At 39.8% G+C, this 23,954-nt stretch carries 15 protein-coding genes; 6 read left to right on the top strand and 9 right to left on the bottom strand.

Going from position 1 to position 23,954, the window contains the following annotated elements:
* Positions 1-3: 3 nt before the first annotated feature.
* Positions 4-1,512 (top strand): response regulator transcription factor, encoded by a 1,509-nt coding sequence (locus tag AC58UX_RS13175; RefSeq protein WP_497253241.1) that lies wholly within the window; start codon positions 4-6, stop codon positions 1,510-1,512.
* A gap of 161 nt (positions 1,513-1,673) precedes the next feature.
* Here AC58UX_RS13175 and AC58UX_RS13180 read toward each other — a convergent pair whose 3' ends face one another.
* The 8 genes from AC58UX_RS13180 to AC58UX_RS13215 form a co-directional block, all read right to left on the bottom strand.
* Positions 1,674-2,681, bottom strand: coding sequence for an ATP-binding protein (locus AC58UX_RS13180; RefSeq protein WP_497253243.1), 1,008 nt, complete (start codon positions 2,679-2,681; stop codon positions 1,674-1,676).
* Positions 2,682-2,683: 2 nt separating this feature from the next.
* Positions 2,684-4,699, bottom strand: coding sequence for a TnsB C-terminal domain-containing protein (locus AC58UX_RS13185; protein WP_497253245.1), 2,016 nt, complete (start codon positions 4,697-4,699; stop codon positions 2,684-2,686).
* Complete coding sequence (locus AC58UX_RS13190) at positions 4,677-5,327, bottom strand: TnsA endonuclease N-terminal domain-containing protein (RefSeq protein WP_497253247.1); 651 nt, start codon at positions 5,325-5,327, stop codon at positions 4,677-4,679. Before AC58UX_RS13190 ends, AC58UX_RS13185 begins: the two co-directional genes overlap by 23 nt.
* 160 nt (positions 5,328-5,487) lie before the next feature.
* Positions 5,488-7,434, bottom strand: coding sequence for a UvrD-helicase domain-containing protein (locus AC58UX_RS13195; protein WP_497253249.1), 1,947 nt, complete (start codon positions 7,432-7,434; stop codon positions 5,488-5,490).
* The gene (locus AC58UX_RS13200) at positions 7,419-9,530 is read right to left on the bottom strand and encodes an ATP-dependent nuclease (RefSeq protein WP_497253251.1); all 2,112 of its coding nucleotides are present in this window, start codon (positions 9,528-9,530) and stop codon (positions 7,419-7,421) included. Before AC58UX_RS13200 ends, AC58UX_RS13195 begins: the two co-directional genes overlap by 16 nt.
* A 244-nt stretch (positions 9,531-9,774) precedes the next feature.
* Complete coding sequence (locus AC58UX_RS13205; protein ID WP_497253253.1) at positions 9,775-10,689, bottom strand: DUF3895 domain-containing protein; 915 nt, start codon at positions 10,687-10,689, stop codon at positions 9,775-9,777.
* A 505-nt stretch (positions 10,690-11,194) separates the two neighbouring features.
* Complete coding sequence (locus AC58UX_RS13210) at positions 11,195-12,112, bottom strand: hypothetical protein (protein WP_497253255.1); 918 nt, start codon at positions 12,110-12,112, stop codon at positions 11,195-11,197.
* A 536-nt stretch (positions 12,113-12,648) separates the two neighbouring features.
* Complete coding sequence (locus AC58UX_RS13215) at positions 12,649-13,677, bottom strand: DUF4365 domain-containing protein (protein ID WP_497253257.1); 1,029 nt, start codon at positions 13,675-13,677, stop codon at positions 12,649-12,651.
* Positions 13,678-14,707: 1,030 nt separating this feature from the next.
* Here AC58UX_RS13215 and AC58UX_RS13220 point away from each other — a divergent pair.
* Entirely contained in the window at positions 14,708-15,721 is a 1,014-nt protein-coding gene (locus AC58UX_RS13220) for an SGNH/GDSL hydrolase family protein (RefSeq protein WP_497253259.1), read from the top strand.
* 487 nt (positions 15,722-16,208) lie between these two features.
* Here AC58UX_RS13220 and AC58UX_RS13225 read toward each other — a convergent pair whose 3' ends face one another.
* Positions 16,209-18,545, bottom strand: coding sequence for a helix-turn-helix domain-containing protein (locus tag AC58UX_RS13225; protein WP_497253261.1), 2,337 nt, complete (start codon positions 18,543-18,545; stop codon positions 16,209-16,211).
* A 323-nt stretch (positions 18,546-18,868) separates the two neighbouring features.
* On the opposite strand from AC58UX_RS13225, the gene AC58UX_RS13230 reads away from it, so the two are divergent.
* The 4 genes from AC58UX_RS13230 to AC58UX_RS13245 all read left to right on the top strand — a co-directional run bounded on the left by AC58UX_RS13230 (position 18,869) and on the right by AC58UX_RS13245 (position 23,888).
* Positions 18,869-20,326, top strand: coding sequence for an arylsulfatase (locus AC58UX_RS13230; protein WP_497253662.1), 1,458 nt, complete (start codon positions 18,869-18,871; stop codon positions 20,324-20,326).
* A complete protein-coding gene (locus AC58UX_RS13235; RefSeq protein WP_497253263.1) occupies positions 20,323-21,297 on the top strand; it encodes an ABC transporter permease in 975 nt (324 codons plus the stop codon). Before AC58UX_RS13230 ends, AC58UX_RS13235 begins: the two co-directional genes overlap by 4 nt.
* Positions 21,298-21,319: 22 nt before the next feature.
* Positions 21,320-22,204: a carbohydrate ABC transporter permease gene (locus AC58UX_RS13240; protein WP_497253664.1), complete on the top strand. Its 885-nt coding sequence runs from the start codon at positions 21,320-21,322 to the stop codon at positions 22,202-22,204.
* Positions 22,205-22,271: 67 nt separating this feature from the next.
* Complete coding sequence (locus tag AC58UX_RS13245) at positions 22,272-23,888, top strand: extracellular solute-binding protein (protein WP_497253265.1); 1,617 nt, start codon at positions 22,272-22,274, stop codon at positions 23,886-23,888.
* Positions 23,889-23,954 lie beyond the last annotated feature (66 nt).

The following is a 23,954-nucleotide window of genomic DNA, read 5'->3' on the forward strand; positions in this document are numbered from 1 at the left end:
GCGATGAATACATTTCGAATGGTCATTGTAGATGACGAGCCTCTGATACGAAAAGGCCTAAAAACATTAATACGCAGAATTGCGCCACATTGGTTAATCGCGGGAGATGCGCCAAATGGGAAGGAAGCATTAGAGATAATCCGAAGCTCTAAGCCTGATCTTGTACTTACCGATATTTCTATGCCTATTATGAATGGTATTGAACTATTTTCAGTGTTAAAACAAGAGGAGGATCCTCCGATCGTGTTGGCGCTGAGCGGTTTTTCGGATTACGCTTACGTGCGTCAAATGTTGGTGATGGGAGCTTTTGATTACTTGACCAAGCCAGTTGAGGAACCACTTCTTATTGAGAAGTTGAAACAAATAGAAGATCAGGTTCTGGCTGTGTTTCAAGAAAAATTGGAGGAAAGCGAGCAGAACCAGCAATTAAGCGAATTTTGGGTTCATCATTTACTGCAAGGAAGCAGCTATACGCCTGAATTTTGTGAGGAGCAACTTCGAAAACTTGGGTTTCCTACGAAAGACATGCATTTTGCGATAACCGCTGTACACCACAAGTCTGATTTTACCACCGGAGATCGAACATCGTATTTGTACTTTTTGTTGAAAACGTCGCAAGAGCTTGCCGGGGAGCATGGCAAGATTACTCGAACTGAAGATGGTACGATTCTGGTGCTTCTTTGGTCACAGGACGTTATTGCGTTACAAGAACGAATGAATCAGTTCAGGGAGCAACTGATAAGCTTTACGCGGGAATATACTCGTTTAAACATTATTACAGGTAGCGCCCCAATCTTTCAGGAGTTTCATCAATTGCGATTATTCTGGCAGCAGGCCATCCTAGAGATCAAATTTCAAACTACATCCTCTGATTCCAACGAAGTAGAATGGATGGTAGCTCTGCAACAAGGAGAGCATCCGCGAATCTTCGAGCTCATTTCAAACAGCTTCCCCCCCAATCAACCTGAACTATGGAGGGAACAATTTATTAACCGTCTTGTAAGCCTAGGTAACTTCGCTGCTAAATCTGGGCTTTCTCGTCAATTGGTCCTGGATCCGTCCATACTTGAACTTTTGCAAATAGAGCGTGCCACACTTTCTAGAGACATTTGGGTAGATAAGCTTGATGTGATTACCCAGGAAGTATTGAATCAGATTATACGAATGAACACTCAATCTGATCCTTATCACATTGTCAGGGTAAAACAATACATTCATACGCATTTAAACCACAATCTCACCTTACAAGGTGCGGCAGAACATGTGCATATGCATCCTAACTATTTGAGCGAGTTATTTAAGCAAACGACCGGAATCAATTTTATTGATTATGTAATACAAAAACGAATAGAGCTTGCCAAAACACTACTGGCCGATGATAAACATAAACTGTACGAAATTTCTTATATGGTGGGTTATCAGAGCTCTAAGCATTTCACAGCTGTGTTCAAAAAGATCGTAGGCATGCTTCCCTCCGAGTATAAGCGTTATCTTGATACGGTTAATAAATAATAAAAGCGCAGGTTTCCTGAATGAGCCAGGAATTCTGCGCTTTTTACATAACCTTGGTTTATACCTAGAGTAAAGGGCAGAATACTCAGCCCCCATCCCCATTATTCTGCAACTTAATTAAATTCCCTTCCACAGTTTAGTGACAACTGGTCCTAACAACTTTAATTTGAACCAAAAAGCGATACCTCCGAGTCTGCGAACCGTGACCTCCTTACGCAATTAATCCATATCTCCTTATCTGGCCACGTTTTTTTGTCCTTTTCCTTTCCATCTGCTCCATACTTTAATAATGCATACTTAACCGTGATAGTTAAATACTGCATCGGTATTTCCAACTTACCACCGATATTATTTTCTTTGCAAACTGTGATAAAAGCTTCGTATAACTCCGAAGCACAACGGGCTAGTCTTTTACCATTAGCATACTCTTCAGGGAAATAATATCTTGTATATGACCATCCACTGTCTTCCGGATACTCAATTGTATCGTATCCTTTGAGACAAGTTTCGATATCACTTATACTCTTTACTCCTCTAAATTCGAAGTCATTGACCATAAATCTTCCAACAACCTGCCGCTTTTTCTCAATCACATAAAGATTTTTCTGGAATTTAAGTTCTGGCTGACCCACCAATATAACTGTAAGTCTTACTTGATATTGTTGCAGCCAATTATACAAATCAATTAGCCAATTGTAGTGTGAGTCAACAAGAAACTGTGCTTCATCAATGAACATAATAACCATTTTACGTTTTGAATTCTCACCCTTTTCAAGTAAGAATCTAGCAAGCCGTTCAAATTTTTGATTTTTCTTCCCATTATATGGTAATGAATGCTTTACTGCTACTAATAACATTTCATAAAAAGCTTCTTCATTTGCATTCTTTTTATGCTTTCCCGGAACAAAGAATACAGGTAAATCATCGCCAAACTTTATAGGAAGCATTTCGCATAAAAATGAAACTGCATGGGTCTTCCCTATCCTTTGATCCCCATGTATAATTCCACCTGGTGACCTATCTTCTATCCATTCTCCCACAGCCTTCGATAATCTCATAATTTCATTTGTAGGAAACAAGTAATTATCAAGTTCCAAGTGATGGGTTCCAGCTGGTATTACCGGCCTTTCTTTAATAGCCAGTTTAAGATTGAGATCAGACGATTCCAATATTATTTCACCCCTTTAAAGGATATCGGTTTAAATAATGAAAGCCAGTCATCATCAGGTAATTCTTGATTGCTTAATGACACATTACCTGTAGTTATTATTTCAGTCGAACTATTTTGTTCCATATTTTGTTCTAAATCTTGTTCCATATCTTGTTCCTGCTTTGATTCCTCATTCTCGATTAGTTGTGTCTTTTGAACTGTTTGGCTTAGCATATTCTGATATCTTTGTTCATGAGCTAATCTGTTTAAATCCCCTTTCTTACCACTACTAGCAAGGTGCTCATGTAAAGCTTGTACATAATCATCCCTTTCTAAAAAAAACTTACGTTTATCGCTTCTCAATAACTTGTTGATCGTTCTTCTTGTTTCTAAAGAATGTGGGGTCATAACCCATTTACCTGAAACTCTTAATGCGCCAAGTTCATTTCCATTCGGGAGGAAAGCTCTTACAGAGCGAATATCCATAATGTTAATATAAATGGTTATCTTCTTTCCTATTAATCCTGTGCTTTGAGACAATGTTGCATTTCTATATTGAGCGCCTTCAAAATTAATATATGCCCGTCTTCCTTCTTTTAAATTCCCCTGAATAGTGCAAGTTCTACTTACAATTAGTAAGCCTAATTCTTGGCGGCGGTTTTCAGGTAAAATTCTAGGAAGGAAGCCTCTTGAAATTTTGCTTCGCAAAGCCTTTAGTGGAGATAGGCCTGAATTACCGCTATGTGGTTCATTATTATATTGGGCTAACATAACTTCTGTTAATTCCTCAAGATGCTCTATACTGATCTCCGTTTTTAAAGCCATTTCTTCTGCATTCTTTCGCTTAGGATCTTTAGGATTACTTCCAGTTGTTGATGGCATTAAATGATAACCGTTTTCTTCCAATATTCCGAAAAACCTCTCAATAAAGCTCCTACGAAGAGGAGATTTTACAGGCCCTGCATTAATAAAACAACCAATCGTTTTAGTAAGCTTATCTTTTACGCTCAATGCTAAATTTGCTTTTGCATTATCCATCCAAAACTCTCTCCAAACTGCCCACTGAGCTTCTGGAAAACTTGAAGAAGGGAACGAGCCCCCTTCGGGATAACATAAACCCTTAACAGTAAATTTCATCGAATTATGTGGATTAATAGCGTTTTGTATACATTGTAAAACATCCATCTGAGAATACTCTGATTTAACACATAATAAGTGACCAAGCACTGCTTTAGTTGAAACATCTAGAATAACAAGCAGCCATATCCTCTTTAATGTTTTCGTTATCCAGTTCCCATCAGGATCTGTGTATCGAATGGTTAAAATCAAATCTATTTTATGACCATCAAACATGACACGACCATAAGGTCTAAAGTTATTTGCATAATTCTGTTCCCCAGTTCCCACGGACTTAGCTATCATTGCAGCAGTTTCCCCGTTAACATGCTGGTTTCCAAAATGTCGTTCCTTTAAATTTTTTACATATCTCTCCAATGATCTTTTACCTTCATCTAACGTATTTCTAGGATATTGATTTATTGCAATCCCGAGCTCCTTACACTTATCAAGCAATTTTTTATGAAGATACTTAACTGAATATGTTATTTTCATTCCCTTCTTATCCGTTCCAAGAGTCTTCGTATCAATTAACTCACGTAAATCGGGGTATTTTTCGAGCAAAAGTTCAAAAGCGCCTGAATAGTTCGATGTATCATCTTTTGGAAGTACCCCACGTTCGTAACTTTTCAAGTGTAACTTAGGATTAAGACCTCTAAATCCTAAGACTTGACCGTATTGGTCAACCTTAAGGCATCTCTTTACAAAGCGTGTAATTTCCATTTTCTCAATCTTTGTTACATTGGATATTTCGGTAACAGTGGCTGAATCTTCTAAATACATTTCGACTGCTAGCTTCCTTCGTTCGTACTTATCTCTATCAATTTGATCTAATAATTCTATATCCACAATTGGCCATTCTACTAAATTGACAGTACTTGCATCAATCCCCAAGTTTTCAAGTAAGCTCTTTCTTCTCATCTATCCATACCTCCGTCTCAAGGCCAAAGTAGTGAGTTCCAAGATCTGCTGTTACTTCGCCAGTATAAATCATGCAATAAATGGCTTCGTATAGCCGCGGTAAGCCAATGTCCAACACTTTGCTTAAATCTCCTATCGTTTTCTTGCCATCTACTAGTTGAGAATTGATCTTATATCGATCTACCTCCACAGGATTGTTACTGTTTAATACATAGGGAATCATTTCTTTTAGATTCTCTAAGTAAAACCTGTTATGTCTAATTTCTTTCTCTGTTCGAACTAAGTGCTCTTTTTCGTTTATTTCACACCAAGTTTTTTGAATTCTTACTTGTTCTATTACGTCTTCTTCTTCCAGATCTTTCTCGTACTTAATTTCCATGAAGATTTCCGACCCATCGGCTCGCTTATACCACATGTCAAAAATAGAAGTAGCTTTTTCCCCCTCAATCTCTGCTTTCCATGGTTGCTCACAGAATGTTACAACGGTAGGATCAGTTTCAATTAGAACCCAATTAGCAAACTCAAGGTCACTGAAAAGATTGACATCTCTTTTTAACTTAGGACTGAAGACTAACCAATGATTATTTCCGTATCTGCCTGTGCGTTTTTTTATAAGCGGTGTATACATTGTTTCCCTCCTAAAAAACCTATTAAAATTAATTATGTTCAAATTTAATAGTTTTAAACGCTAATTGCACGCTATTTAGGGATTTTCTTGTCGTGAAAACAAGAAAGAACCCTGAGCAATCAGGGTTCTTTCTTAAGCATAAATTCATTTCAGTGTGTTACTATCTGGCAATAATAAAACCGGTAGACTCCATTTTTGTCAGAAAATCATTCTCATAATTCTTCACTTTATCTTGAGTAACATATACATCTAATTTATTCATCGCGCGTGAACATCCAACGTAGAAAAGTTTGTATGCAAGATTGATGCCTTCTAACTTGTTCAACATAGTTAAGCAACTTTTGAAATTTGTAGGATTTGGACTCTTAAGATATTTTTCAAAATCATTTTGAAATATGAGTTTAAATATATTATTGTGAATCACTAAGGTTGTAATAATCTCATCAATAAATATTTTTATCTTGGTTTCTTGGGCCTGATAAGTTTCTTTATTTATGTTTGAACTTGAGAGCTTAAATCCAATTAATCTATTATACTTTTCTTTTATCTCTTTTACTTTACCGATTATATTTTTTAATTCTAAATAGTCAAAGAAGTCTCTTGACCACAATTCAAGAAATAAATACATTTGAACATTTGGATTAGCTCCATCAGAAATTTTCAGTGCGACGGACTTATGACCTTCTCCCTTTACCGCATGTTGTGTTGATATAGTCTGCTTATTAGCTTCAAAATAACAATTTTTAAATTCGACTAACTTCACTTTGTTAATTCTATCTTTGAAATTTAGGTTTCCATCAATGGTACTCAAAATCTCTTCTATATAATTTGCATCAAAAAAATTACTCTCATATAGATAAGTGAGCATTTCAATTATAGTAATATCTTCATTGAATTTGGTGCTAATATCTTGTATGTATTCATTTATTTTTACTTTGTCTAAATGTTTAGTGACTCTCCATTTCTGCTCGTTCTTATAATTAAATTTCGTTATTTTTTTAAATACTTCACCGTATTTACCCTGATTATAGAAAAAAACAATTTCTGTTATAAGTATTAAAATAATTATTAATTCATCTGGATTATTTTCCATCGACATATCTAAAAGAACTTGTTTAGGATTATATTTATCAAATGTTTGGTACTTTTGAGTGAAGGCTCTATATAAATTACCTGCCCCAATCCGATCAAATAACTCACTATTATACAAAACTAAATGCAAGACATCTTCTTGCATTTCAACTTCATCTAGGTTAGCTACGAGATGTAGTTTTGGCTTTTCTCCACCCATTTTAATTGGGTCTTGGGTATAAGTCTTATCAAAATATAAATTATTTAAAACTGTTACTATATGCTCATCTGAGCGCCAGTTCTTTTTAAGAGTATTGTCTCTGAAAAAGAAGTTTTCAATTACAGCTTCAAATCCATCTACCCTATCAGCATATATTTGTTGCATTTCATCGCCTAAAAGCACCAATTTAGTACTTGTTCCGACTGTCGCATTGTAGAATAATTCGAGAATTTCAGAATTAGTATCTTGGTATTCATCTATAAAAACATGAGAGTATTTTTGAGAAATCAATGTATTTAATTTTGGGAAATCCCGCAAAACTTCTCTTGAAAAAAATAGTAAATCATCATGTGACAAACCTCCATATAAGTAGGAAGAAAATTGCGTTTCACTGTAATATATTTCGCTCATATTCTCAATGACAATTTCTCTATTTATTAATACTTCTGGATCAATATATTTACGAATTTTATATTTTTCGATTCGCTCTAAATCTTGAGTCTGATCACTTCTCAAAATCCCGTCTATCTTCTGACCGAAAACATCACCATAATACGCTACAATTCCTTTCTTTTTTAAGAAGGGAGCCATTAAATTAGAAATAAAAGAGTGGATGGTACTAATCTCTGCATGTTCATCATCAACTTTTATCTTCAGTTGTTCAGTGGCTCTATTTGTAAAGGTAATACATAAAATTTTTTTTTCTGATGTTTGAATTAAGTTCTTAATACTGTTGGATATGGCAGTTGTCTTTCCACTTCCTGCAGGTGCATTTAATAGAGTGAATGATTGATTAAAACTTATCCCTGCAGCCAAACTAATCCCTCCTCTATATATTTAGGAACTGCTTCTTTTATATGATCACTCTCAATCAGTGAGTACATGAAATCTGTTTTTTGTTTCAATTTATCAATCCGGTCCCTAATTGTTGTTTGGGCGCCTTTAGGCCCAGCTAATTGTAAATTGTGATCTTGTAGTAGAGAGTTAAATTCAATTTTTGATATTTTATTAAAAACTGTACTTATATCAAATAATCTATTCAGTATTGCATCCTCTAAAGTTCGCGCGTAACCATCTTTATAAGTTTGAAACTTTATAGAAACCAAGTTAGATTCAATTAAACCTTTAGTCTTAATTTGAAAGTTGAAAATATCTTTCACTTTACTTACGCCCGTTATTTTAATAATTGTTTGGTTTGAAACCTCCCTCTCAAGAACTTCCTTTATTAAATCGAGTGGTTCTTTCATTAAATCATTTGCATCGTATTCGTAATCTATATCACTTAATATAAGAGTTTTTATTTTCAAGAAATTAATAAGTTTTAAGTAGCTATAAGCATATGCACCTCCAACTTGTATATATGAAATGTATTGAGAAGCGAGTATTCTGTATTTCTGATCACTAGCGACTAGATACTTTAAAAAAAGTCTCTCTACATCACCTTCAAATAATATAAGCTTATCTGCAAATACCATTTCAATCATATTGAATTGAAAAAATTTAATGTAGAATTTTGTTTCATCAGGCTCTAATTTCAAGAGAAATTCTTCTAAATCAAAAACAAAAGATTCAATATGATTAATAGGCCTTATTACTCTGATACTTGATAAATTGATTGATTTTGCCATTTCACTTGAATGAGTTGTAATAAATAATTGAAATAATCCAGACTTATCCTGAACTTCAATATCATGCAAAGAAGCTGCAGCAACTTCACTATAGCTATCTCTGTAGAAACCAACTTTTCCATCATCGGTCATTTTCGGGAAAGATAGCAGTTGCGATTTATCTTTTCGTTGAAAATATTCTGAAGTATTCACACGGTTAAGGTGTTGAATAAAAATATTTTCCATTTGGGGATGCAAGTGAGCTTCAGGTTCCTCGAAAACTAATAAATTAACTTTAGCGTTGTCAATTTTTTCTCTAAATATTTGTGTCTCAAGCAATAAAAATATTAAATTACTATAGCCAAGCCCTTGTTTTTGTTCTTTTATTCTTCCTCCACCTTCTTGCTCAAAATATATTTTCGTGAACTCTAAAATAACTTTTTCAATATCTTGTTTCTCTAATTTAAAATCAATACCAAGCCTACCTGTATTTCCTCCATTAGTCTTAGAAAAATCTTCTAAGGTTTTCTTAACGTAATCTATTGTTAATTCATCAATTTTACTAGATAATTTTTTATCTATTAGTAAATGGTTAATCTCGACTATCAATTCATCTAGCCCAGTTCTCCAACTTTCATCATTTTTTACAGTTTTCAGTAAGTGCTTACTTAAATAATTTTGCTTCTCATCCGAAGTATCAGACAACTTTCTTAAAGCATATACACAGTGATAATTAAATAAATTATAGAATTCATCCTTATTATTGATTAATATTCTATCTTCACCATTTTCGTTGCAATAATAAATAGAGGTTTCTAATGAGGAAAATAATTCCTCGAGACCTTTCTTTTTTTGGATAACATCTTCTATCTCTTTAATTTTAGATTTTTTATATCCGTACTCAACAATAAAGTAGTAATTTTTTTTCGTCACATCATAATCTGATAAAAACTTAGAAAACAAATTTAATTGATCATCCTCATCATATTGGATACTAATAAATACAATAATCTTGTTAGAATCGTTATAGGCTTTAATTAATCTATCAAGCTTTTCATCTACTGATGTGTTTGCATCACTAACAATTAATTGTAGAGCATCTAAATCCTCTTTGCGTGCGTTATAGTTTATATCCTCTACTGTCAATGATCGTCCCGAATTAAAAATATTTGACATTAACTCAACGATCGATGTTTTTCCTGCATTATTCGCCCCTGCGATTGTTGTCAGTAATTTATTCATATTAAAGTCCGCATTGCGGAACTTTCTAAAGTTCTGTACTTTAATTTTCTCAATTCTTATCATAAAATAAACCTCCCAATCGCTAAATAGAAACACTCCTTCAAGACTAGTAAGCCACGTATAAATGTAGTTATTAATACCTACTTTAATACGTTATTTATTGGTGACTCGCCATTAAAGAAGTTTTAAAAAGTCAATTAAAACCAATAAAGAATAGAAAACTGTCTGAATTATTAATACAGTGGGTAGCGATCCATATAGTTAAATATGGAAGGCTGTAACTGTACATTTTACTCATTAAAAAATACTAAGAAATCCATTCGTATACACGATCTGTTTGATCAATTGAAATAACCTTACATCTGTTACTAATTATGAACGATTCAATGTACCAACATACAGACACATAAATATCTGGCTTATCTGTAATAAACCTTTTATTTGGGGTTAATCCATGCTTTATGAGGAGCTCACAAATGATTCTCGCGCTATGTACACCGCTTCCAAGGTACGACAAAATTGCTGATTTAATGGGCTCTGAAAGCTCACCTAAAGAACTCTTTGATGTTTGCTGTTTCTCATAATTGAACAAGTCAATATCCTGTTCTTTCATTTGCCTTGTTTGTTTAGCCGGCGGGACAGTCAAACGGGATTTAAAAGGCTCAGATGCCCTCAGTTGGCTGCTTTGGGACTCAGCAATTATTCTCCTTAATCGAGCAATCTGCCTGTTTAACAACGGCAGCTGTAAATCCAAGTGTTGTTGAATATCCCCTGGTACCTCAATTAGCTTAGGCAACATAGCTAATATGCTAGGATCAAGGTCCAACCCCTCATCGATCTTAAGTAATATTTCATCCATCTCTAAATCGATACGAGAAAAACCACTACGAATTTCAGCAACTGTCTTCGCATCGATGCCAGTATGCAGTTCTAAGTGATCAATCCCAAATTTACGCTCTTCTCCACTTTGTTTATTAATAACGTGGTACTGATATCGCAGTGATCTCCCGCATTCGCATTTTAAATTACCCGAGACATTTCCACCATCAACATATCCAACAAGGATCCAGGAATCCACCAGATGCTCAATATCTTCATATGAAGCATGTTCTGGTACGTTCAATCCCTTTTGAGAAGCAATAATATTTGCAAATACGGTTCTTCTCCCCCGTTTCAATCCTTCTTTTAAGAATAGGATTTGCTCCTCAGATAAAGTGGCCATTATACTATCTCGTTCTTCTTCAGTTAGTTTCAGAATAATCAGCTCCCCCTAAATTTCTGCTTGTTTATGCATTCCACATACAGGGTTTAATACCCTCCATAATTCGACAAAAATTTCCTGTATTTACTAATAAAAATAATCATTTTTTCCTATTTCAGTTACTAATTGAGTGTATTTGAGAGATTTTCTTGTTTCCCTCACATTATTTAGAGAGTTCATTGTAGGTACTTTCATGTCGTAGTACACCAGGTCAAATTATGCTTGATAGCCCATATTCATATTAGCTGCCTTTTAATACCCTCTCGTTTTGATCGAACACTGTGTTTTAGGATGCGCAGAATTTCGTCACTGCTATGACATCCCCTGCGTTCCCATATTTCGTGAATTGGTAAGAAAAAGCACCACTAACAAGGACATTAATTCCATGTTAGAGGTGCTTTGTTATTAGTGTCGCCTTGAAAGATGCCGGAGAAATTCCAGCAGCTTTTCTTTACTAGTGGTTTTATCATTCCTCTTTAACAGGATGTGAGGATTGGCCCTTTGCCTTCAATTGAGTCTGTAATCTGTTATATGCCTGGATCATTGTTTTGAAATTAGCATTAGCGTCTTTCATTAACTTTTGATTTGTGTTTGCATCTGGTAAACCTTCGTCATCAAAAAAAGGATAAAAATTAGTTGGATCTTTTTCTGTCAGCAGATACCGAAGATTGAATGATAGCAATAATGATCTCTTTGCGCATTCAAAGGCGGCAGACTTTAGTTCGTCAAATTGCTCTTTAAAATCCGCCTCATAATCCTCAGAAATCGGGTTTTCAGCAACTAAATTTAGGGATAGTTTTATCAAAAAATCTTCATAATCAAGTTTTGAATTCTCATCCAATTCATCAAGCTGATTAGTTATCTTATTGACCAAACTCGATCTTTTATCATCTTCATCTTTAATTTCATAGTCCACTAGATTGTCAATTGTGAGCTTTATTTTTAATCCATCTTCACTTTTTTTTACTATTTGAGTTGTTAGAAGTTCATTTATCTCGTTTGCTGTGATGCAATACAACTTACGCTGAGTTATCCGTCTTGCATCTGAACTATTATCTATTTCATCATAATGTACGACGAGAAAAAAGTCCTCTGCTGGTTTTGATAAACCAGTTTTATTTCTTTCATATACATATGAACAATGAACATCAATGCTCTTGCTCTCACCACTTCGATACTTAGACTGGACTCTTCCTAATTTAGGCTTACTATGATCATTTAACCTAGGATTCGAAGTGATTCTCTCAATAATAAAGTCTGCTCCATCTTCATCAACATTCCGTTCAAGAATCAAGAAATCTTCTACTAAATACTCGTATGTCCTTGCTTCACCAATAACTCCATTATGATTACTTATAAAGCCACTCCTCAAATTTCCAGACATACTCTTCCCCCTATTCAAAACGCGGTTTATTCCACAACTGCTCTCCAACTCAAATATTCTTGAACGCTGTGGAAACCAGCTTAAGCTGCATTTCTTTCGATTCGACCATTATTCATAATACTTAGCGCGGCTCCATCTTAGTTCTTCTAGCGCTGCTGTTTAGCTATCCAAATATCGCTTATATTCATCAACGGTGTAATATGCGATGATTTCATTAGGGTCCACGCGCCCTCCTCCACGCAAATTAGTGCAGTCTCTCCTCACAGCAGCCGGGCCGGCACTATCACACGGGCGCGGCGATGGTGGCGGCGACACAGGACCTGCTGATAATCTCATGCCTTATAAAATTTATCACTGAGTAACCGAAAAAAAGCGCTGGATCCGGTTATGGATTCTACACGTTAAGGTAACACTTTCTATATGCTCCTGACGAATCGATGATTTTGGAGTGTAGTAAGACTCTCATTTAAACATTCAATGGCATGCTTGAGTACTCCTACAAAACCTTGGGGAAGCCAGCCGGCTAACTAATTCATTCATAAGAAGTTAGAATTGTCAGGATCGCTTACATTAATACGATTATAAACTTTTCTGTTCACAAGATCTTTAAGTTCTGAATGGTCTCCGTATGGATTATCTTCGCATACCATTTCGTACAAAAACGCAAGTAGAGCTTTGTACATATCGTTTAATTGCTGTTCAGAAGATTGTAATAGTTTTAATATTTCTATGTTATCTTTATCATTCTCAAATGAGTTAATTAATTCGGAAACCTCATCATAAATTTCTTGAATGCTCTTATCATTTCTTGAAAATCCTTTATCTTCCAACACACCTTTTGGACAATATATACGTGCGCAGTGTAAATGATCCAACTGAGAGGTAACCTCGTATGTCTCGTCCAATGCAGATTTAATATTAGCTAATATTGTGTCTGCAATAACGTAATAATTTTCTTTTATTTTATTAGTCTCTTGAAGTAAAATAGATAGAATCTCAAAGGATGAGGAAATATCTAATGTGTATTGACCAGTAATACCTTGCTTTATTTGCTCAGTTATATCAGATAATTTGCTTGCTCTTTTTACTAGATAAAGAGTTATACAGTTAATAAATTCATTCGACAATTTATTAGTTTCTTGATTCATACAATTTTTAAATGGTACTTTAATAGTTACAGTATCTTGTTGTTGAATTAGATCTATACGTTCATCAAGCTGCAATAAAGGATTACACCAATAGCAATTAGACGTACTGTTATCAACTAAAAACAGAAAAGTAGTTTCATTTTGTTGATTCCAATAATTAATCGTGGTTACTTTTATTGGAATACTAAAGTATTCCTCCGAAGAACCAATATCTAATTCAGCTGTCCCCTTACATTGAATATTAAAAAAATGCTCCTGTGGTATAGTATTTTCAACTATTTGTGCCCGCATATCTATACCTAAATCAATGGACTCATCGTGTGGATTAACGATTGCAAATCTCTGCAATATACTCTTCAATATGTCCGCAGCAATATTACCTGTTTGTTTATTAATCGCATATGATGGTAATTTCACTATTTTTCCCTCCTAATTCAACTAATTGCAACTAAGCCAAGTTCAGAATATTTAATACTTGGCAGTTATAGATCAAACTACCTATACCTTAAGATAAATTTCGACCTAAAATATTAAAATCCTTTCTTTTCCAATTTAATTATAAGACTTTATAGCCTTAATATATGGACTCCTAATTTTTAAATAACATATCCACGCATGCGCTTTACTTAAACAGCAAACTATCCCCGGCTATCGAAAAAAATGAATTTGGCTGGTTAGCACTAAAACAATAAGCACGCACCCTTTGTTAGCGCTGGGTTAGAAAATTTACTTTTAGATAGAATATAGGCTATCACTATCGCACCCTATAGACTCGCCTATCTCCTATATTGCAAAACCCCTCATGCAGTCGCATAGGGCCCACATTCCTTTCATTCTCACTGGCTGCAACGAGGATCCTAAGATGGCAGATTTCTATGAAATCAATAAAGCCGGTTTTTAGCCAAACGGTAAATTCGTTATCTACCCCAGCTTCCATTACACCAAGTCTCTTATAAATGAAAAATTACTACCTTTGTAACTGACTTTCAATATCATCGTGGCTCTAATTCATTTACCTAATGGATCCATGAGACAGAAATATTTAGTCATTGCACATATTCGAGGCATTTTCTTGTCGTATGCACGTATTATAGGGATTTTCTCGTCGCAAAAAAAACGACAAGAAAATCCCTACAAACACAAAAAACCTTGATTTAGCAAGGTTTCATTGTAGGTACTTTCATGTCGTTGTACTATGACAAATAAAAACTAGCTAGTTCGACGACGACGACACAAAAGACGGTCGTAGGTCATTCATACTCAATCCGTCGCCAAAGAAGAACAACTCGCGCAGCCCTTCAACCATGAATTTCACCGCTTGGAGTATTCCGCCACTCCGTCCGACGAAGTTACTTCGGTGATGAAAAGGAAGCCAGGGATGTCCTTTAAGAGATTTTTTTGTATAATGTAGGAAACTTTGATCAATCAGAAGGGAGTCTTGCCTATAATGAAAACGATTGCAATTTCCAGGGGGTATTTCCTTGGAGCGATCTCTTTGGAAGAAACTCTAGAGGGGATTAAGCCTTGGCGCCTTCCTTTCGATCATTATGAACTATTTCCTCCAAATGGAATCGGAGGCAAAGCCGAGAATCCTGCGGGTGTAAGACTCGCTTTCGAAACCGATACGGAAAATCTCACCGTCAGAGTGGTTACATCTAAGGATGACAACCGTAAATTTGATTGTGTCCTGAACGGAGAGTTGTGGAAATCCGTTACCCTCGCGGCCGGAGAGTCGGAGGTTGTAATTGAAGGAATGCCGGCGGGAAACAAGGAATTGGAGATTTATCTCACGCAAAGCCACCCGGTAACGGTGAAGTCGGTTCTTATCGACGATGAAGCCTCCTGCGGCGTCTTGTCTCGACGGCGGTTTAAGTGGATCACCTACGGCAGCTCAATCACGCAATGCTCGGCTGCGGAAAGTCCGGCTCTGACGTGGCCTGCGATCGTGGCTCGGACAAGGGGGTGGGACTTGACGTGTCTCGGGTATGGCGGTCAATGCCACCTCGAGCCTATGGTTGCGAGGATGATCCGGGACCAGGAGGCCGATTTCATATCATTGTGCCTCGGTATTAACGTATATGGTCAAAGCAGCTTGGGATTACGTACGTTTCGGTCTGCGGTGATCGGCTTCATCTCCATCGTAAGGGAGAAGCATCCCGGTATTCCGATTGCCGTCATTTCACCAATCTTTTCCCCATCCCGCGAAACGACGGACAATATCGTCGGTTTGAGCTTGACCAAGATGAGGGAGGAAATCCGCTTGGCTATAGAGCAACTACGCTCATATGGAGATTCGAAATTGATTTATATTGACGGACTTGATCTATTCGACGAGTCTCTTGCCGAGTATCTGCCAGACCAGCTTCATCCTGACGCGGAAGGGTATAAACTGATGGCAGCAAACGTGCTTAAGAAGTTCAGCTTGCTTGAGTCAATTTATTATCGTCCCTCGCTTCTATAAGTTAAGCGTAATCAATAATGGCTTTCTTAATCACAGCATTTTTATCGATAATCACCCGGACATAATGATACTTTTTTCAATCACACTGCTCTCACCAACTTGCATTCCAAATAAATTAAGATTATGACCAACAAGTGCGTACAACAGCAATGATGCCGTAGTACGCACTTGTTTTTTGAATACCCACTTTATTGATTCGTTGAAACGGTATCGTCATTGATAAATAATACACCGGTTTCACTGGCCGGGGTGGAGACATTGATCATCTGTTGTTTGAGACCAGTCCATGATCCGCACCAAGCTAGATGAAATAACCCTATCCTTAGTAACCCTAACCGCGATAGAGAGTACGTTATTACCTTCATCTACTGGTGCAATCAGCTTTAATAAGACGCCAATTCCCCTCACCCACGACTCCATTGTTGAGTATATTCTCATTCCTGACTGTAAAAGCAGGTGGGGTACAATATCGTTTGATTTCCGTATCTTACTTTGGTTTGGATAACTGACGGTACTGTTGCGGCGTCATCCCTTCGATACTTTTGAATTTGCGGATAAAATTCGTCTCGTCCGTATAGCCGCACTGCTCAATAATCCCTTTATAGGTCAGATCTGTGGACTTTAGCAGCTGCTTGGCCTTCTCCATACGAATATTATCAATATACTTCATGAGCGGATAGCTGGTCTGGTCTTTAAAATACCTGGTTAAATAGGAAGCGGACACCCCGAAGGTTCCTGCAATCATCTCCAAGCTTAGAGTATTGTTATAGCAGTTCGCTTGCACGAAGCTGATGATCTTTTCCCTAAGTCCAAAATTTTTGCTTTCCTTCTGGTTCTCGATATGGATGCACACATTTTTACAAAACAGCGTCATACGCTCCTTCAGACCTTCGATGGTCTCGAACTTGTACCGGTACAGCTCCACCATCTGCGTGTCGACGGTTGATCCAGTGGAGATGTTCATGGCGTCCAGCGTTTTGACAATGGTGCTGATGATGCCGAAGCAAATACATTGAACCGCCTCGGGAGAGATTGGCTGCTCGATAATCGCATACATAATTTCGCTGATAATCGGTTCTATGTCTTCGCCTCTGCCCTGCTTAATGGCGAACATCAGATTAGACTCCAGATGAAGTGGATAATTGTACTTGTTGTCTTCCACTAGCGCATTAATTTTGTGGTAGAAAATGACTTGGTTGGTCCCTTTGACAAACCGGTATTCGGCCGCTCTGCTCGCTTCCAGGAAAGATTTATACACCATAAGCAACTCGTTGTACACGCCCCCAACTCCAACCGTCAGTGTCACTTCGAACGTGTCCTTGAAATGCTCCTTCGTCTTAGCAGCCAGCTGGTTCACGGTTGATTCCAAATCACGGTTATAATCAATGCCGAGGATCAAGGCAACGCCATTGTTCTCCAGCAGATTAATGCCGAAGCCAACGCCGTATTCTGTAGACATTTCTTCAAGGATGTCCACAACACCGAATTTCAGCAGCTCCTGCAGCGATTTGGCCGTACCCGACATAAATTCGTTGAAATCGTCAATTAGAAATTGAAGCACCGTGAACCGGTAATGCTCCAGCTTAATATCGGTGAAAGCTAAGTATTGGTTTAACTGCTCCAGAGTATTGTATTTTCCCTTAAGAAGATTGAGAAGCAGATGCTCCTTCAGCATGTAGTTTTTATCCTTCAAGTTATTAAGCAAGTGCGTATTCTCCGCTGCTACCTGATCAAACGCTTTGGACACGTAAGCCAGCTCGTCGCCAAATTCAGGAAGACCCTTACTCGGCATTTGCAGCTGAAGGTTATTGACAAGCCGCTTAATAGGTTTGTAGTTAATGGATGCGAGCAAATAGCCCACGGCCACGCCGAACAATAGAACAAACAGCACCATAACTGCGAACACATACAAGCTTTTGTTGGCCGGCTGCATAAACAGCGTTGTGGGCACAGCAGACACATAGGACAAGCGATTAACCTGCGACGGAACGGTGATAATGGAGTACTTCCCTTGGCTTGTTTTAAGGGTGCTAATCTGCTGCTTGCTCGGATTATCTCGCATCTGCTCTATGATGCCGGCCTGCTCCGGGTCCGTCACTCCGCTTGAAGCCGCAATAATCGGCACATGATTCCCGTCCAGCACCGATACCAGGCCTTGGCGGCCTTTCATTGCATTCTCGAGAATGTTATTGACGGTTTTCTCATCAATGATAAACATAACAAACCCATACGGGGTCTGGGAATTGGACGGTATCGGATAAAGATGCAGCAGCGATTTGGATTTTTGGGAAGAGCGCAGGGTTACGTTCTGCACCGGCTTCATCTGGGGTACTTTTAAGGAAGTAATCGTGGACAAGAAATCGGCTTTTGATAACGACTCGAAACGGTACTCTTTTGAGAAGAAGTCATCTATATCGTAAATGCCGCTCGCCGCAAACATCCGGTCGCTGTGCTTGTCCTTATAGTACAGGGCCAGATCACGAATTAGCACGGATGACGAGTAGCGTTGCAGTTCGTTGACTACCTGCAGGGCTTCATATCCCGTTGTCTGCAGCAAGGAGGGTGCCAAGTGGGAGTTGGATGTAATTTGGACGGAAATACGCTCCATTTCCTGGAATCTGGCATCCATGACATCACGGATTTGCAGCATGGAAGATATGTTCGAGGCTTCAATCTGCTTCTGTAACGACGCAAAAATGCTGACATAAACAATCGCAGATACGATGAATAGCAGCATGACTGTTAATGTGACGTAAGAAATGAAGTACTTAGTAAACCTTACGGGGAGCTTGGCGCCAACCATCATATTCTTCCATACCTTCAAAATGAGCTCCCCCTCCGAAGTGTAATCCTGTTAACTGCCAGTATTCAGTATAGCAGAATGGCGGCTTGTGGGAACATTTATCTTGTCCAATGTAAAAAAAAGCAGGGTCAGAAATTATTAGTAACCCACCTCCCCCGCGCCGGTTGTAAATTATATACTAGTGCGAAAAAGCTGCCGATTGTTGAATTTACCACTCCCGGCTAGTATGAAGGTGCGAGGCAGCTAAAATAACCCCGATAAGTGTTGCCATGACCTTGAGATCTACTCAGGTACTTTGCGGGAACCCCGGAACTTAAAGGAGGTCATCACCTATTAAACCTAATATTTTGCTCATCATGACGGATCAGCAGCGATACGACTGTACGGGATTCAGCGGCAACACCAGCATTGAAACACCGAATCTAGACTTCCTCGCTTCAGAAGGAACGGTATTTTACAATGCGTATACCCCCTCCCCCTCCTGCATTCCGGCAAGAGCTTGCTTACTGACGGGGATGGATCCCTGGAATACCGGCATTCTGGGAATGGGACGTGGACAGGGCGAGATGGGTATCGGATTCGAGCATACTTTGCCTGGAGAGCTGGCCAAGGCTGGCTATCATACGCAGGGCGTCGGGAAGATGCATTTTTACCCGCAGCGCTCCTTGAACGGCTTTCATAACACGGTGCTGGATGAATCGGGAAGGGTTCACGATATAGATTTCCTTTCAGATTACAGGGAGTGGTTCGGTAAAAATAAAACCGGCGACTACGCCTTTACCGATCACGGCATCGGCTGGAATTCATGGATGGCCCGGCCGTATCATGCACCGGAATTTCTGCATCCGACTAATTGGACTGTTAACGAAGGCATTCGGTTCATCGACCAGCGTGACCCGAACAAGCCTTTCTTCCTGAAGCTTTCGTTTGCTAGGCCTCACTCCCCCTATGACGCTCCACCGTACTATTTTGATATGTACTTGAGAAAAAAGCTGCCGAAGGCAATCGTAGGCAATTGGGCGGTCATGCACGATGTACCGAGGGATGCGGCCAGCCCGGATGCATGGAGAGGCGTGCGAAGCGACGAGGAAATCAATCGGGCACGGGTAGGCTATTACGGATCGATTACCCATATTGATCATCAAATCGGACGATTCCTGTACCATTTGCGCAGTAAGAAGCAGTTCGACAATACGCTTATCATTTTCACCTCGGATCACGGTGATATGCTCGGCGACCATAACCTCTGGCGGAAAACATACGCCTACGAAGGTTCCGCCCATATCCCGCTGCTGGTCGTGCTCCCTAAATCGATGAAAGCGCCGGTTCAAAAGAAGGTGCACAATCCGGTCACACTCCAAGATATTATGCCGACTATTCTTGAAGCTGCAGGTGTGGACATCCCAGAAACGGTTGACGGTTGCAGCATGCTTGGCCTGATGAGCGGCGAAAGGGCACAGTGGCGTGAGTACGTTCACGGCGAGCACAGTACGTGCTATTCCGAGGAGCAAGAGATGCAGTATGTCACAGACGGTGTCTACAAATTCATATGGTTCCCGCGTCTTGGTACCGAGCAGTTCTTCGATCTATCCAAGGATCCGATGGAGCTTAACGACTTGTCCCGCGATGACGCATACGCGGATACGGTCCGATCTTGGAGACGGCGCCTCATCAAGACGCTGGAGCCCCGGGAGCTAGGGTTAACTGACGGGGATCAGTTGGTCAGTCAAGCCGGTAAGCCTTTTATGGTGTCTCCTAATTATAAGACGAGAAAAGATAAAGTCGGCGGGTGGTTGCCATGATAAGCAGCAGACAGCAAGCCGAAAATCCGAGCAGCGGCGTAAAGCCGGCAGCCCGGCCTGTAACCAAGTCGGAAGCTTCGAGAGCTTTTAAGAAAAATTGGGATTTGTACCTAATGCTCCTGCCTGTGGCGCTTTTCTTCCTTCTTTTCCACTACTGGCCAATGTACGGGGTGCAAATAGCGTTTAAACTCTATCTGCCAACAAAAGGAATTTGGGGCAGCTCGTGGCTTGGATTCGACCATTTCATGCGGTTCTTTAACTCGTTCTATTTCTGGCGGCTCATTAAAAATACGCTCGGCATCAGCTTCTACCAGCTTATCATTGGGTTTCCGATTCCGATCCTGCTGGCCCTGGCCATTAACGAGGTTAAGAACGCCGCTTTTAAGAAAACGGTGCAGACCGTCACGTATGCTCCACATTTCTTGTCGATCGTCGTGCTGACCGGTACTGTTATCTCTTTTTTGTCTCCTCAAAATGGGATTATTAACTCCGTTATCAAATGGTTTGGAGGAGATCCGATCTACTTCATGCTAGAACCTGCATGGTTCAAATCTATCTACGTATGGTCGGGAATATGGCAGAACGCCGGCTGGGGGACGATCATTTATTTGGCGGCTCTAGCGGGTATAGATAACAGCTTATACGAGGCGGCAATGATTGACGGAGCAAGCAAGCTCAAGCGGATCATGTACATCACGATTCCGTCTCTAATGCCTACTGCCATCATCATTCTTATATTGGACTGCGGAACGATTATGAACATCGGCTTCGAGAAAATATTCCTGCTGCAAAACAACCTGAACCTGCCGGCATCCGACGTCATCCCGACCTATGTATACCGAAGTGGTATCCTTGGCTCGGAGTACAGCTTCTCCACCGCTATAGGATTGTTTAACTCGGTGATTAACCTAACACTGCTGTTGTTCGTAAACAAGCTGTCGCGCAAAGTGTCGGAAACCAGTCTCTGGTGACGGAAGGAGGAAAACCACCTTGATCTATAAACAAACCAAAACGGATACGCTTCTGGATTTTGCCATATATATCGCTTTATCCTTTGTACTGCTCATTACGCTGTATCCACTCATCTTCATTTTAAGTGCTTCAATCAGCAATCCGCTTGACGTGCTTCAAGGAAAAGTTTGGCTTTGGCCAAAGGGATTTAACTTTGAAGCGTATACGAGGGTTTTTCAAAACAAAGATATCATTGTCGGCTTCCGGAACACTATTATTTATACGGTTCTGGGAACGGCCTTCAACCTGCTGATGACGACTCTCGGTGCCTACCCACTGTCGAGGAAAGATCTTTTTGGGCGCAACAAAATATTATTGTTCTTCACCTTAACGATGTTTTTCAGCGGAGGATTAATTCCAACGTATCTCGTCATTAAGCAGCTTGGCTTGTTCAACAGCCCGCTCGTGATGATCATCCCCGGAGCCGTTACCGTGTGGAACCTAATTATCATGAAGACGTACTTCCAGACTTCCATCCCGTACGAGCTGCAGGAAGCCGCTTTTATCGATGGGTGCTCCAATACAAAAGTGTTAACCAAAGTTATCCTGCCTCTTTCATTGCCGATCGTTGCCGTCATGGTACTGTTCTATGGCGTCGGGCACTGGAATGCATTTTTTAATGCACTGATCTATTTGAACGACCGCAGCTTATTCCCGCTTCAGCTTATCCTCCGTGAAATCCTCATCCAGAACCAGATGCAGGACATGCTCAATTCCGGCGTGGAGATATCCGAAAAACAGCTCATGATGGTGGAAAGCATCAAATACTCGGTCATCGTCGTTTCCAGTATCCCTGTGCTGCTGCTCTACCCGCTGCTTCAAAGATATTTTGTGAAAGGGGTCATGATTGGTGCTATTAAGGGGTAATCGCATTCGCAAGACAAGATCAGATTTGACACGGTATGATCATAGTACAATTAGGAGGGGTTATCGCATGGGAAAAATATTAAAATCCGTATGTATTCCATTAGCAGCGGCAACATTGTTGACGAGCGTAACAGCAGGGTGCAGTTCAAATCAGAACACCGGAGAAGCAAGCAAGACAAGCCCGCTACCATCCAATTTTAAAACATCAGGGATGCCGATTGTATCGGAGCCAGTATCGCTCAAAATTTTCACCGCCAGACCTCCAGCACTGGTTGAATTCAATAAAATGCTGATGTGGCAGGAATATGAGAAAATGACTGGCATCAAGGTAAACTGGATAGAAGCTCCGACTGCTAATCTCGATGAGAAGCGGAATCTATTACTAGCTAGTGGAGATTTGCCAGATGTCTTCTTCAAATCCAATCTGCCCGTGTCCGACATTATTAACTATGGCTCGCAGGGCACGTTCATCAAGTTGAACGACCTGATCGACAAGTATGGACCCAACATTAAGAAAACGTTCGAGAAGATGCCGGATGTCAAAAAAGGCTTAACCATGCCAGACGGCGGTATCTATACCCTTCCTTACATAGATGATAACCCGGGTACAAGAGTCGCCGCTAAGATTTATTTGAATCAGAAGTGGCTGACGGCGCTCAATATGAAAATGCCGACGACGACGGACGAATTTTACCAGGTGCTGAAGGCATTTAAGGAGAAAGACCCTAACGGAAATGGCAAGGCAGATGAAGTTCCATATACGACTCCATACGGCACAAAAGGCTTGTCTGTCATGTTTGCCGGCTCCTTCGGCCTGCTCAACCGCGGGAACGGCAATGCGGACCTCGATTTCGACGAGAAGACCAATAAAGTCAGATTTATCCCTGCACAGCCGGAATATAAAGAGCTGCTTATGTTCCTGAACAAGTTGTATAAGGAAGAGCTAGTTGACAAAGAGCTATTTACCGTCAAAGCGCCACAAATTATAGCCAAAGTCGACCAAGGCATTGTCGGTGGAGGCAATGGCCCTTCGGAAACAATTTTCGGCACGAAAAACTTGGCCGACTTTGCCGGTCTCAAAACCGTACTGAAAGGTCCCGCTGGCCATCAAGTACTCAGTGTCGCCGGGTCGTCCATCCGCAATATCGGATCGTTCGCCATCACCAAAGCCAATAAGAACCCGGAAGCTACGATCCGTTGGGTCGATCATTTATACAGTGAAGAAGGCATCCGCTTGTTCTTCATGGGACTTGAGGGCAAAACCTACAATGTTGTAAACGGCAATTACGAGTATATCAACGAAATTATGAAAAACCCGAACGGCTTGACCCCTCAAGATGCAAGCAGCCAGTACATGGCTTGGAACGGCGGCGATAATCCGACGATCATCACCGAGAAATATTTCAAGTTCATCACGCCAATGTCGATGGAAGTGGCTCAGGCTGTCGACAAGTTTAAGCCGAAGGAAGTATGGCCTCCTTTTGTGTACACCCCCGAGGAAAACGCCAAGGTTCAGGGTGTCCGGAACGACATCAATACGTACGTCGCCGAAATGAGAGACCAGTTCGTATCCGGCAAGGTTCCTTTCACCCAGTGGGATGAGTACCTGGCGAAGTTGAAGCAAATCGGTCTCGATAAATTAATGGAAGTCAACCAAGCCTCATACGAACGCTACAAAAAATAACCCATCACACCCCTTCTTACTCCACTGTACCGTATTCTTCCTTCCGTCCTGGCCTTGCCGGGACGG

The organism is Paenibacillus sp. J22P90, from assembly GCF_059692195.1.